The 13,640-nt window shown below is 29.7% G+C and carries 13 protein-coding genes and 4 tRNA genes; 14 read left to right on the forward strand and 3 right to left on the reverse strand.

Features of this window, described 5'->3' with window-relative positions; all coding sequences use genetic code 11:
- The first annotated feature begins 25 nt into the window (after positions 1–25).
- From B3B03_RS02225 to B3B03_RS02250, 6 genes are all read left to right on the forward strand, one after another.
- A tRNA-Lys gene (locus tag B3B03_RS02225) sits at positions 26–101 on the forward strand.
- Between the two features lie 98 nt (positions 102–199).
- Positions 200–274 (forward strand) — tRNA-Gly (locus B3B03_RS02230).
- 4 nt (positions 275–278) lie between these two features.
- Positions 279–352: transfer RNA gene (locus B3B03_RS02235), tRNA-Gly, on the forward strand.
- A 6-nt stretch (positions 353–358) separates the two neighbouring features.
- Positions 359–434 (forward strand) — tRNA-His (locus tag B3B03_RS02240).
- A 264-nt stretch (positions 435–698) separates the two neighbouring features.
- A complete protein-coding gene (gene sfsA, locus B3B03_RS02245; protein WP_346876371.1) occupies positions 699–1,397 on the forward strand; it encodes a DNA/RNA nuclease SfsA in 699 nt (232 codons plus the stop codon).
- Positions 1,398–1,604: 207 nt separating this feature from the next.
- The gene (locus B3B03_RS02250) at positions 1,605–2,363 is read left to right on the forward strand and encodes an acyl-CoA dehydratase activase (protein ID WP_346849293.1); all 759 of its coding nucleotides are present in this window, start codon (positions 1,605–1,607) and stop codon (positions 2,361–2,363) included.
- Between the two features lie 51 nt (positions 2,364–2,414).
- Here B3B03_RS02250 and B3B03_RS02255 read toward each other — a convergent pair whose 3' ends face one another.
- Together B3B03_RS02255 and B3B03_RS02260 are read right to left on the reverse strand one after the other, a co-directional pair.
- Positions 2,415–2,756 (reverse strand): hypothetical protein, encoded by a 342-nt coding sequence (locus B3B03_RS02255; RefSeq protein WP_035135210.1) that lies wholly within the window; start codon positions 2,754–2,756, stop codon positions 2,415–2,417.
- A 2-nt stretch (positions 2,757–2,758) separates the two neighbouring features.
- Positions 2,759–4,015, reverse strand: a complete 1,257-nt coding sequence (locus B3B03_RS02260) for a DUF1576 domain-containing protein (protein ID WP_346876372.1) — start codon at positions 4,013–4,015, stop codon at positions 2,759–2,761.
- Positions 4,016–4,243: 228 nt separating this feature from the next.
- Here B3B03_RS02260 and B3B03_RS02265 point away from each other — a divergent pair, with 228 nt between their 5' ends.
- From B3B03_RS02265 to B3B03_RS02290, 6 genes are all read left to right on the forward strand, one after another.
- Positions 4,244–4,420, forward strand: a complete 177-nt coding sequence (locus tag B3B03_RS02265) for a hypothetical protein (protein ID WP_167403159.1) — start codon at positions 4,244–4,246, stop codon at positions 4,418–4,420.
- Positions 4,421–4,492: 72 nt separating this feature from the next.
- Positions 4,493–4,678 (forward strand): hypothetical protein, encoded by a 186-nt coding sequence (locus B3B03_RS02270; protein WP_035135212.1) that lies wholly within the window; start codon positions 4,493–4,495, stop codon positions 4,676–4,678.
- Positions 4,679–4,841: 163 nt separating this feature from the next.
- The gene (locus tag B3B03_RS02275) at positions 4,842–5,918 is read left to right on the forward strand and encodes a pyridoxal-phosphate-dependent aminotransferase family protein (protein WP_035135214.1); all 1,077 of its coding nucleotides are present in this window, start codon (positions 4,842–4,844) and stop codon (positions 5,916–5,918) included.
- 158 nt (positions 5,919–6,076) lie between these two features.
- Positions 6,077–6,988 (forward strand): D-2-hydroxyacid dehydrogenase, encoded by a 912-nt coding sequence (locus B3B03_RS02280; RefSeq protein WP_035135216.1) that lies wholly within the window; start codon positions 6,077–6,079, stop codon positions 6,986–6,988.
- Between the two features lie 25 nt (positions 6,989–7,013).
- Entirely contained in the window at positions 7,014–8,258 is a 1,245-nt protein-coding gene (locus B3B03_RS02285; protein WP_346849294.1) for a DUF1015 domain-containing protein, read from the forward strand.
- 309 nt (positions 8,259–8,567) lie between these two features.
- The gene (locus B3B03_RS02290; RefSeq protein ID WP_346876373.1) at positions 8,568–9,326 is read left to right on the forward strand and encodes a tRNA threonylcarbamoyladenosine dehydratase; all 759 of its coding nucleotides are present in this window, start codon (positions 8,568–8,570) and stop codon (positions 9,324–9,326) included.
- Positions 9,327–9,561: 235 nt separating this feature from the next.
- Here the strand turns inward: B3B03_RS02290 and B3B03_RS02295 are convergent, their stop codons facing one another.
- Complete coding sequence (locus B3B03_RS02295) at positions 9,562–10,917, reverse strand: M20 family metallopeptidase (RefSeq protein ID WP_346876374.1); 1,356 nt, start codon at positions 10,915–10,917, stop codon at positions 9,562–9,564.
- 333 nt (positions 10,918–11,250) lie between these two features.
- Between B3B03_RS02295 and B3B03_RS02300 the strand changes: the two genes are divergently transcribed.
- Together B3B03_RS02300 and B3B03_RS02305 are read left to right on the forward strand one after the other, a co-directional pair.
- On the forward strand, positions 11,251–12,435 hold the full coding sequence (locus B3B03_RS02300) for an MFS transporter (RefSeq protein WP_346876375.1): 1,185 nt from the start codon (positions 11,251–11,253) through the stop codon (positions 12,433–12,435).
- Entirely contained in the window at positions 12,419–13,363 is a 945-nt protein-coding gene (locus B3B03_RS02305; protein ID WP_414632828.1) for a GNAT family N-acetyltransferase, read from the forward strand. Before B3B03_RS02300 ends, B3B03_RS02305 begins: the two co-directional genes overlap by 17 nt.
- The last annotated feature ends 277 nt before the right edge of the window (positions 13,364–13,640 follow it).

A 13,640-nucleotide genomic window follows, 5' to 3' on the forward strand; every position in this document is an offset into this window, starting at 1 on the left:
TAGGTTGTTGCCAGGTTTTTAATGTGGTTCACTAGCTCAGTCGGTAGAGCACATGACTTTTAATCATGGTGTCCGGGGTTCGATCCCCCGGTGAGCCACCAATATTATAAATATGCTGAATTAGATATGAGCTAAATTAAAGCAGGCAAGTATAATGTGATTCAGTTATTTTTATGTCTAAAAATGAAATTTTGATTATGCGGGAGTGGCTCAGTGGTAGAGCGTCACCTTGCCAAGGTGAACGTCGCGAGTTCGAATCTCGTCTTCCGCTCCAATATGCGGGTGTAACTCAATGGTAGAGTGCTAGCCTTCCAAGCTAGTTACGAGGGTTCGATTCCCTTCACCCGCTCCAAATATGGTGGATGTAGTTCAGTTGGTAGAGCGCCAGATTGTGGTTCTGGTTGTCGTGGGTTCGAGTCCCATCCTCCACCCCAGATAATATAGATAAGAAAACCTTCTGTTTTTATAAACAGGAGGTTTTCTTATTATTTAATATAAAAATAATATCATGCTAAAGTTATTTTAATCATAGTATAATTAAAATAAAGATATAGATAAATACTTATAAAATCAAATAATTAGTAACATATTAGAATTATAAGTGGATAAATTCTAAGGAATTTTAGCTTATTTGTGGATAAATATTATATTTATATAAAATGTTATATAAATTTTAAATAAACATGGAGGATAAAAATATGATTTTTGATAAAGAAACTAGGGTTGTTGAATTTGTAAGAAGACCTAATAGATTTCAAGGATATGTAATAATAGATGGTAAAGAAGAGTTGGTGCATGTACCTAATACGGGAAGATGTAGAGAAATTCTAATTCCAGGATGCAATGTATTAATAAGAACAGAGAATGGAGCTAATAGAAAGACTAGATTTAGCCTAATTGGTGGATATAAAAATGGAAAGTTAATAAACATAGATTCTCAAGCTCCAAATAAAATTGTAGAAGAAGCATTAATAAATAAGAAGATTAAGGGCTTAGAAAGTTATACGACTATATGTAGGGAAAAAACTTTTGGTAATAGCAGATTTGATTTTAAGTTAACTAATGAAAGTGGAAAAGAATATTACTTAGAGGTTAAAGGAGTAACTTTAGAGGAAAATGGACATAGTATGTTTCCAGATGCGCCTACGGACAGAGGTCGTAAACATCTTTTAGAGTTAATAGAGGTGAAAAATTCAGGTAGAGGTGCAGGAGTTATATTTTTAATTCAAATGGATAATATAAGTACTTTTAAACCAAATGACAAAATGGATAAGGCATTTGCAGATGCATTAAGGTTTGCTAAAGGTAATGGAGTTGATGTATTTGCCTATGAGTGTAGTTTAGGTGAAAACTTTATAGAGCTTACTAAACCAGTAGACGTTTTAGTATCCATTTAGATATGTAATAGAAGAGTGAATTACTATTTAAAATTCAAAAGCTATAAAGCCTAATATTATGATAATATAATAATGTAATCAGATATCTAAACAATTTCTAAAACATAATATTTTCCTTTTCATGGCTCAACGTTCATATGTTGGGCTTTTTTAAAGAGATTTTGTTTATGTAGAAAGTTAATTAAAATTTAAGTTAGGGGGGAGCATATGTTTTACATCGGTATAGATATAGGATCAACAGCTGCAAAGGTAGCTATATTTGAAAATGATATAATAAATAATACTTTTGTAATCCCTACAGGATGGAGTAGTTTAGAAACTGCAAAAAAAATAGAAAGTATATTAGATGATAGAGGTATAAGCAAAAAAAATAGAAAAATCATAGCTACAGGTTATGGTAGGGTATCGGTTCCCTATGCAGATAAGACTGTAACTGAGATAACGTGTCATGGTAAAGGAGCTGCTTATATATATGATGAAGATTGCACTGTAGTAGATATTGGTGGTCAGGATACCAAGGTTATAACTGTAGAAGGAGGACTTATAACGAATTTCACAATGAATGACAAGTGTTCTGCAGGAACAGGAAGATTTATAGAGATTATGGCTAATACATTAGGGGTAAATATAGATGAATTATGTAAGTTAGCAACTGATGGAAAGGATGCAAGTATAAGTTCTATGTGTACTGTATTTGCGGAATCAGAAGTTATAAGTTTAATAGGAACTGGTAGAAAGAAAGAAGATATTGCATTTGCTATTGTAGATTCAATCGTAAGTAAAGTAGCCACCATATGTGGTAAGCATTCTACTGCACAAAACTATTTTTTAACTGGTGGACTTTGCAACTGTGAATATATAGTAAATAGTTTATCTGAAAAATTAGGCTCACAGGTTAAAACAAAAGATAGTGCAAGATTTGCTGGAGCTATTGGAGCTGCTTTATTAGCTAAAAATTTAAAATAAGTATAGGTAAACTTTATTACCTATACTTATTTTTATAAAATGTGTTAAAAATTATTTTAATCTAGTTAAACTAATTTTTAATACGTCATTAGTGTAGTTTACATCCACAGAATCAGTCATCATGCCTACTAAACTTAATTCAGAAGAGGAATCATTATCTCCATTAAGAGCCCAGTAATACTCCTCAATATCTTGTCTCCTTGGCATGTTTAACTGAGATGTCAAATCATTTAGTATTTGCTCACTAATATCAGGATTTACACTGGTAAAGCTGATATAGGTAATATCACCCTTAGTATTAAAATCTATATGTAGATCACTACAGCCAATTCTAACTAAGTAACTAGTTAGCTCACTAAGTATTTTTATATTTCTTTGACGTAAGTGTTTCATAATTAATATTCCTTTCTAAATGCAGAAATTAGTGGTAGTAAGAACATACATACAAGGCCACCTGAAAAGCCATTATTATATAAAATCATTCCACCGTGTAAATATGTAATATTCATTACTAGGCAAGCATGTAATACTCCTGCAATTATTCCCCACAGCCATCCAAAAGAACCTGCAATTGGAGCTAGAGTTGTACCAAAAAGTAAACTTAGAATAACGCTAGGCGAGTTTATTTCCCAAATATTAAAGAAAGTACATAATATTATACCGAACATTATAGGGATTATATTTTTTAGATGCTTACCAAAGGCTCCAAACCCAACAATAGTTAATATACCACCTAAAGTTGGACCATTCAAGTCACCATTTACTAAAACAACTAAAAACATTGAAAAGAGTCCTAGAATCCCCATATTTATTAAAGTAATTCCTTCACCAAAAATAAGATAAAAATCTGTAAGCAATCTACCAGAATATCTCGTTATTTTTGTAATGTTTTTAAAGCTATTACCATTATAGTAAAAACCCAAAGTTATCATAGCTAAAAATATCATTGAAAATAATATAATAAAAGGAACATTATTGCCTGTAGACCATATAATTCTACTTTCAAAGTCAATACCAAAAGCTCTAAGTAAAGACATTAATACTGTACCTATTAATCCTGCAGCTAGGCCTACATTATAAAGGCTATATCCTTGATGTATTCTCATACAAGCAGAAGCTAAGGGTGGAAGTAAAAAACCTATTACTATACTAATAAGGATACCTATCATAACAGATAGATAAAGAGGTATTGTAGTAGTACCAATTAGTTGAATTAAAGCTGGAGATAAGGTTGTTCCAAAAAGTGCAGTAACTATATAATTGGAGAATGGTTCCTTTTGAAATCTGGAGTACAACCAAATACCAAATATAATAGGCCAGATATTTAAAATGTTTTTACCGAAAAGGGAAAAACCACTTACTGTAAATACACCTGCAATTATAGTTCCTGAGGGTTTAACGTTTAAAAAAATTAGCATTATTACATAAAATATAATCAAAAGTGCACAGTTTATGAAAGTTGCACCAACACCGCCAATTTCCATGTAATCTGTTATGAGTATATCTGGGTTTAAGATTATATTTTTTAAGCCAATGAATATCTGATGTGGTGAGTTAAAAAGAAAAGATACTAATATTAATATTCCACTAAGACATAGAAATAGTTTATAGGGTAGTGGAATTCTAGTGGTAAAGTCTTTTATAATAATCAACTCCCTTGAATTTATTTACACTCTTCAAATAAAGGTGTATATTTTTAATATATATAAGGCTTTACTTCTATAGTATATCAACTTTTATAAGTGATAACTATAGTATTTATATTATAATTATTTTAATTTTAAGCACAAATAAGCATATATATAATATTGTTTTAAACTAGTTTAATTATGTAGATTAAACAATAACGAAATATTTTAAATTAGAAAGAGGAAATAAAAATGGTAATGGATATAGTAGTTTATAATTGTGAGAAATGTCCTGATTTTAAACAAAATAAATGTGATGGAAAGGAAGTTAATTGTATGTGTAAAAAATGTCCTAGAAACTTAGGGCAATGTTTAATTGTAAGGTATTGTAGAGAAACAGAATCTGTTTTAGATTGTTTCGATTATTAAATTAAAAAGTAGGTATAAAATATATGATAATACAAAAGATATAATATTATAATACATAGGAGTGTTAAAGTAATGGTGTCCAATGAAATTAAAAGTAGAATTGCTCAAAACTGTTCATTTTATAATGAGAGATCATATTATCCAAATGAAATACTTATGCAATTAGAACAAAGTTGTAATAATTGCTCTAATTTTGTAAGAGGACATTGTGTAAAAGATATATTTGATGAAATATACGAAGAAATCAGATTGAAATAAGTATTATATTTCCAAAAACTTAATAAAAATTTAAATTATAATAATATATCCCAATATTTAATTTATTATGGTTGAGAAACCTATGGAAAAATGTTAAAATGTAATTGATTTCAAATCAGATATTGGAAATTATAAAGTTTACTTTATTTTAGGAGGGTGAATCATGCACAAGAGATTATTTATACCAGGTCCAGTTGATGTGGCACAAGACGTATTAGAAAAAATGGCTACACCAATGATAGGACACAGAAGCAAAGAGGCATCAAGAATACAAAGACAAATTAGTGATTACATGAGAGTTATATTTAATACAAAAGAAGAAATATTACTTTCAACTACTTCTGGTAGTGGGCTTATGGAAGGTGCTGTTCGTTCATGCACAGCTAAGAGAGCTGCAGTTTTTGCTGTAGGTGCTTTTGGTAAGAGATGGTATGAAATGGCTGTAGCTAACAATGTACCAGCAGATTTATATGAAGTTGAATGGGGTACACCAACAACTCCAGAGCAAGTAGATGAAGTTTTAGCCACTGGAAAATATGATTTAATAACAGTTACTCACAACGAAACTTCAACTGGTGTTATGAACCCACTAGATGAAATAGCTAAAGTAGTGAAAAAATATCCAGATGTTGTATTCTGCTTAGACACTGTAAGCTCAGCTGCAGGAACAGAATTAAAAGTAGATGAATGGGGAGTAGACATTTGTATTACTTCAACTCAAAAAGCTATTGGACTTCCTCCAGGAATGTCAATGTGTACTTTCTCTAAGAAAGCTATAGAGAGAGCAAAACAAGTTCCACATAGAGGATTATACTTAGATCTTTTATCATTATATGAATACATTCAAAAGAAAGATTATCAATATCCATCAACACCTTCATTATCTCACATGTTTGCATTAGAGTATCAACTTGATAAGATTATAAATAAAGAAGGTCTTGATAAGAGATATGCAAGACACATAGAAGGCGGAGAAATTGTTAGAGCATGGGCAAGAAAATACTTTGAAATATTACCAGATGAAAGATATATGTCTAACACTTTAACTAACATAAAGAATACTAGAAATATTGATGTTGCAGCTTTAAACAAAGCTCTAGGAGAAAGAGGATATCAAATTTCTAATGGATATGGAAAGTTAAAAGATAAGACTTTCAGAATAGCTCACATGGCAGAGACTACTCCAGCAGAAATTGAAGAATTATTAAAGAACATTAACGAAATATTAGGACTTGAATAATTAAGAAGGGGTAATTCCCTTCTTAATTTTCAAGTAATAAAGATTCATATACAAGTTTAAAATGTATAAGTTTTCAATTTATATACTTAATGTATGTGGATGAAGTTAGATTTTAAATAATTAATTATTAATTAATTTTATTTTAGGAGGGTATCGTCATGATAAGAGTATTAGTTACTGATGGCATGGAGAAAAGTGGAATACAGGTATTAAAAGATAATGGATATGAAGTTATAGAGAAATTTTATGAGCCTGAAGAATTAGGAGTAGCTTTACAAAACTTTGATGTAGTAGTAGTAAGAAGTGCTACAAAGGTTAGACAACCAATAATAGATAAAGCTTGTGAAACAGGAAGATTAAAATTAATAATCCGTGGTGGAGTAGGTGTAGATAATATAGATGTAGCATATGCTACTGAAAAAGGAATAAGAGTTGCTAACACTCCTAATTCTAGTAGTGCATCAGTTGCAGAACTTGCACTAGCTCATATGTTTGCAGTTTCTAGATTTGTAAGTACTGCAAATGTGACTATGAGAGAAGGAAAATGGGAAAAGAAAAAATATGAAGGTATTGAGTTAAGTGGAAAAACTTTAGGCTTAATAGGTTTCGGAAGAATTTCAAAATGTTTAGCTCAAAAGGCTGAAGTATTAGGAATGAAAATTATGTATACTGATATCCTTGGTAAAGCTGAAGGGTATGATAAATATGAATATGGTACTTTAGAAGAAGTATTATCTAAATCTGATTATGTATCTCTTCATATACCATTCATAAAAGAGCAAGGAGCTACAATAGGTAAAGCTCAACTTGATATTATGAAAGATGGAGCTGTACTAATTAACTGTGCTAGAGGTGGAGTTGTAGATGAAGCTGCTTTACTTGAAGCTTTAAATAGTGGAAAGTTAAGAGGAGCAGGCGTTGATGTATTTGAAGTTGAACCAACTAAGAATGAAGAGCTAGTTAACCATCCAAGAGTATCAGTTACACCACACATTGGAGCAGCAACAGTAGAAGCTCAAACAAGAATAGGTGAAGAAATAGTTCAAACTATATTCGATTTCTTTAAATAATATTAATTACGTAGGAGGAAAAAATATGGCAGTTGTAAGACCTTTTAAAAGCATAAGACCAACAAAAGAGCTAGTTTCAAAAGTAGCAGCTCTTCCTTATGATGTTATGAACACAGAAGAAGCTAGGGAAATGGTTAAAGGAAACCCTTACTCTTTCTTACATGTTGATAAAGCACAAATTGATTTACCAGCAGAAACAAATCAATATGATGAAATAGTTTATAACACCGCTAGAAAAACTTTAGACAAGATGAGAGAAGATGGAACTTATATTCAAGATAATGCTCCAAGCATGTATATTTATAGACAAATCATGGATGGAAGAGTTCAAACTGGTATAGTTGGATGTACTTCTATAGATGATTATATGAATGATATAATTAAAAAACATGAGCACACTAGAGCTGAAAAAGAGCAAGATAGAATTAATCACGTTGACCATTGTAATGCAAATACAGGTCCAATTTTCTTAACATACAAAAATGTAGGAGAAATTGATGAAATAGTTGCTTCATGGACTGCTAAAGAGCCAGAATACAACTTCGTTTCCGAAGATGGAATATCTCATATTGTATGGGTTATAAATGACACTGAAACTGTAAAAAGATTAGAAGAGTTATTTAAATCAGTTAAATATCTTTATATAGCTGATGGTCACCATAGAGCTGCATCTGCTGTAAAAGTAGGTAAAATGAGAAGAGAAGCAAATCCTAGCTATACTGGAGAAGAGGAATTCAACTTTTTCCTATCAGTTATATTCCCAGCAGATGATTTATATGTAATGGATTATAACAGAGTAGTAAAAGATTTAAATGGAAATTCTAGCGAAGAATTCTTAAATAAAGTTTCTGAGAAGTTTACTGTAGAAGAGTATAAGAGAGAAGGCCAATACAGACCAGAAGGAAAAGGTTATTTTGGAATGTATTTAGATAACAAGTGGTATAAGTTAACTGCTATAGATGGAACTTATGATTCAAAAGATCCAGTTAAGAGTTTAGATGTATCTATACTACAAGAAAACCTTCTAAGACCAATACTTGCTATAGAAGATCCAAGAACAAGTGATAGAATAGATTTTGTTGGTGGAATCAGAGGTCTTAAAGAACTTGAAAGAAGAGTAGCTGAAGGAATGAAAGTTGCGTTCTCTATGAATCCAACAAGCATAGAAGAACTTATGAACATTGCTGATGCTGGAGAAGTTATGCCTCCTAAATCAACTTGGTTTGAACCAAAATTAAGAAGTGGAATCTTTGTTCATGAATTAAGCTAAGATAAATTAAAGGTAAAACCTACTTATATCTTATCTAAATAAAAAAGCTAAATCTTATAAAAGTAATTATACTTTTTAAGATTTAGCTTTTTTGAGTATATAAAGTTGTAAATATAAACAGCGTTCTTAGCTTCTATGAAGCTTTAGAAATACTTAACATAAATACACAGTTGAATTATATTAGTAAAAAATATAAAATTGATATATTCAGAGAATAAAAATTTATGTATTTATTTATAATTTAAAGGAAAAAGTTAAAAATATCTTTAAGGTTATAAGGTAAATACCACATATTAAGGAGATGCAAAAATGTTACAACATTCATTATCAAGAACAGAGCTATTAATAGGAAAAGATGGTTTAAATAAATTAAAAGGCAGTAAGATTATAGTATTTGGAGTAGGTGGAGTAGGGAGCTTTACAGTAGAAGCATTAGTAAGAGCAGGTGTTGGAACTATTGTTTTAGTTGATGATGATACTGTTTGTTTAACTAATTTAAATAGACAAATACATGCAACTTATGATACTGTAGGAAAAGTAAAAGTTGAGGCTATGAAAGATAGAGTTCTTTCAATTAATAAAGCATGCAATGTAATAACTCATCAAGTTTTTGTTACTAAAGAAAATATTCCAGAAATAATTACTGATGATGTTGATTATGTTGTAGATGCTATAGATACTGTATCAGCAAAGATTGCTCTAGTAGAGTATTGTAATGAAAAGGGTATAAAAATAATCTGCTCTATGGGTACAGGAAACAAGTTTGATCCTACACAATTTAAAGTTGTAGATATATATGATACTAAAGTGTGTCCACTTGCAAAGGTTATGAGGCATGAACTTAGAAAAAGAGAGATTAAATCCCTTAAGGTAGTTTACTCTGAGGAGATGCCTACAAAACCAAAACAAGATGATGTGGTTACTTGTAAAACAGGGTGTGTATGTACAGGTGGGACTAAAAAGTGTGCTATAAAAAGACAAATACCAGGGAGCATATCTTTTGTGCCACCAGTGGCAGGAATGATAATAGGTGGAGAAGTAATAAAGGACTTACTTAAAGAAAGCTAATTAAAAGGAATCTAATAAAAATCAACATTAAGTAAAATATACCTTTAGCAGAGTGTAATTGCTTATTTAAGTTTATAATATAAAAATCCGTCAGTATAATACTTGACGGATTCTTATTTTAAAAATTATGTTTATCCGATAATTACTTGAACCGATACTTCTATTTTTTATGAAAGGTAAAGCAATTACGACTATTGATAACAATTTCTAAAGAGCAAAGCTCTAAGAATTCGGCTTATTTAGCTAATTTATATAATGCTAAGGCATAAATTTCTGTAGCTTTAACTAAATCATGCATAGTTATAAATTCATTTGGTTGATGTTCTGTCTTTTCTGAGGTAGGGAATACCATACCAAAGGCTACACAGTTATCTATAGCTCTAGCATAAGTAGCTCCACCAGATGATTCTGGTATTCCATCATATCCTGTTTCTTCATCATAGACTTCTTTCAATGTTTTAATTAAGAAATGGTCTGCAGGAACATATATGGATTCCATCCAGTCGAACTCATTATATTCTAAACCATATTCTAAAGCTTTTTCCTTTATTGGATTAACTATATCTTCTTTTTTATAGGTAACAGGAATTCTAATATCTAAAGATATAGTTTCTATATCTTCATTTAAATCAATTTTACCTACATTTACAGTTAGTTTTCCAGATACATCTTCACATTTTGGTATGAGATTTTTAATTGCAACATCTTCACCAATTACATTTGCTATAAATTTTATTGAGTTAGATGATGAGCCCATTTGTTCTAAAGCTATAGCTAGTCTAGAAATAGCATTAATCCCCTCAGCACTATCTGCAGAGTGAACACCTTTTCCAATAACAGAAATAGAGTTTTCATTTAAAATATATTTATAATTTAAACTGTTTAATACATTTTTAAGAGAATTAATTTCTTCTGCAGTTCCTGTATATGTAGCGTTATCAGGAACAGAATTAAATGCATTTCCTGCACTTAAAGTTAAATTAGAACTCTTTTTACAAGTTAAAGTAGATTGAAGTAATCCTTTTTCTGCATTTATACAGAAGAATTCACTATCGGGAGTTATTCCCATAGCAGGAATTTCTTCACCATTCTCTTTATATTTATTAATACCTCTCCAAAGATTTTCTTCATCTGTTCCAAATATAAATCTTATTCTTTTATTTAATTTGATTCCTAAGTCCAATAAAGCTTTTACTGCATATATGCAAGCTATAGTAGGACCTTTATCATCTTGAGTTCCTCTTCCATATATTTTATCATCAACTATAGTTAATTCGTATGGAGGGTATGTCCAAGAATTCAAATCTCCTTCAGGAACTACATCTAAGTGGCCAAGAACTCCAACTAATTCAGTGCCCTGGCCAACCTCTGCATAACCATAGTAACCATCCTTATCATAATAAGTTTTAAAGCCTAAAGACTCACATAGATTTAAGGTGCTTTTTAGACAATCGTCTATATTTTTACCAAATGGATAATTAGGGTTATCCTCGTCTATAACGCTTCTAAAACTTACAGCTTCTTTTATAGAGTCTATGAGTTCAGGTATTAACTCATTAACTCTTTCTTTTATTTCTTCTTTTTTCATCATGAGACTATCCCCTTTCATTTTAGATAAGCTTTACATATTGTTGACACATATGAAATTAAGGAAATATATCCTATAGTTTAAATTAAACATAGATGATAACATATGTCAATATTACAGTAGGTTAATATATCAGCCATTCTTGATTTGAATGCTTGTCTATTATTCTTATTCATATTTATATCTTTTTTATATTAATTAATGAATTAATATATACAATAGTATATTTTTGTTAGGATAATTACTTTACTTAATAGCTATAAAAAATAAAGGATTCAATTCAATAAAAACATATATTAATTATGATATAATATCATTGAAAAAGGAGTGATGTTAGTGAAGAAAAACCAAAGTTTTGCCATAACAATATTTATATTTATTATTATGGCTGTAATTGCTATAGTCGATAACACTAAGGGAATATTTGTCCCTGTATTTAAAGAGACTTTTAATACAAATAATACAAGTATGGGCATGCTCTTATCGGTATGTTCTTTAGGATACATAATATTTACTTATATAGGTGGACTACTATGTGAAAAATTTGGACAAAGAAATGTAATCTGTACGGGGCTGTTCACTATTATAGCCTCTGTTTTAATAGTAGGTTTCTCTAAAACTTATACAGTACTATTAATTGGAATGTTTTTAATAAACATGGGTATTGCTTTTGTAATGATTGGAGTAAATACGCTAATACCAGCTCTATTTATTACATTCCAAGCAATAATGATGAATTCAGCTCATTGTTTTTATGGATTTGGATCTACGGTAGGACAATTTGCTATTGGAAACATTTTAGACAATGGAGTAAGTTGGAGAAGTGTATTCTTTGGAATAGCAATGATTTTTATTGTAGTATTAATAATATTTTTCTTTATAAAAATCCCTAATTTTAATATAATTAAAAAAGAAAATAAATTTAATATAGCCATAGCTTTTAAAGAAAAGTATATGTATATCTATGCTATAGCATTAGGAACATACGTGTTTGCAGAAATGGGGATGTCTAATTGGATAGTTAATTTCCTCATGGAAAGTTATAACTATACTAGCAGTAGTGGAGCTATGTTTTTGTCAGCCTTTTTCTTTTTACTTACTATAGGTAGATTATTAGGTGGGTTTGTAGCTGAAAAGTTAGGATACTTACAATCAGTTTTATATTCTTTACTAATTGCATGTGTATTATTAATAATTGCTCTAATTGTTGGACATAATGCTCTCATTTTAATATGTGTAACAGGACTATTCTTTGCAATCGCATATCCTACAGTAGTAGCTACTATTAGTAGGGTTTTTAAAGATAATAGTTCATATATAACAGGATTAATTTTAACATTATCAAGCACTATAAGTATGATTCTAAATCTTATTATGGGAAGATTAAATGATATTATAGGGACAGCAAAAACTTTTTATTTAATACCAATAAGCTTGAGTATTTCTATCTTGTTTGTATTTCTAATATATAGAGGAAATTATAGTATTTTTAAAAGGGGAGGTAATGAAGTTGAGCAGTGAAAGGGAAGTAAGTATTAGTAATGCAACTGATGAAGCAAATAAATATATAATAAGAGATTCATCTGGAATTATAGTAGGAAGATTTATAATCTTAGATTTAGACCATGAGAATAAAGGTGTAATTATAAAATTAAAGTTTTATAAAAGTGGAAGAGATGCTAATAAAACATTACAAGATGCCCTAAAGTTGATGCTAAATAACTTAATAAAAAGCAAAGGTCTTCATAAAGTTAATATTATATGTGATGAAAAAATAAGTTTAACTCCTTTTACAAACTTAGGATTTCAATTAGAAGGATATATATCAGATAGTATTATAACAAAATTTAAATATGAAGGTAGTTTATTATTTGGAATAGTAGAAGAAGAATTTTATAATAATTCATATAAGAAGGAGCTAGAAATTCAAGGAAATAAAATAAGTATAAGAGTTCTTAATTCTGATGATGCAAGTGATTTATTAGAGTATTATACGAGAAATAAGGACTTTCTATCAAAGTTTGAACCGCACAGAGATGAAGAATTTTATACAGTAGAAGTTCAAAAGCAATCTTTAATAGAGAATTACAAAGAATTTATTAAGGGTGAAGGAGCTCACTTTGGAATATATAAAGCAGAGAAGATGATAGGAAGAATACGTATATATAATATAGTCCACGGTGTATTTAAGAGTGCATTTATAGGATACTCTATGGACGAACAGTATCAGGGAAATGGATATATGAAAGAAGCTGTTAGTTTAGTTGTAACATATGCCTATGAAGAATTAGGACTTCATAGAATAGAAGCAACAACTTTAGTTGATAATGAAAAGTCACAAAGAGTTTTAAAGGCATGTGGATTTAATGAACTAGGTATATGTAAAGAATATCTACACATAAATGGAAAGTGGAGAGATCATGTTATATTTTATAAAAATAATAAATAATTTTAATTTAGGAACTAATTAGTTTAATTCAAATATAATTTGTTATACACCATCCATATTAAAGGTGGTGTATTTTTATTTATTTAAGTGTATAACTTTTTTAGGAACGTGGTATTCGAGTTTATCACCTATATGTTGGAACTTTATATAGGTTACCTTTTATATATTTAACTATTTAGCTATTTAACTAGTTAACTAGTTAAATAGTTGTTTTATTCATGCGGGTTTCAAGGGAATTAGTATTTTGATAATAAGACTAAATACATTATAATAAGCA

The organism is Clostridium sp. UBA5712 (assembly GCF_002419845.1).
GTDB lineage: Bacteria > Bacillota > Clostridia > Clostridiales > Clostridiaceae > Clostridium_J > Clostridium_J sulfidigenes.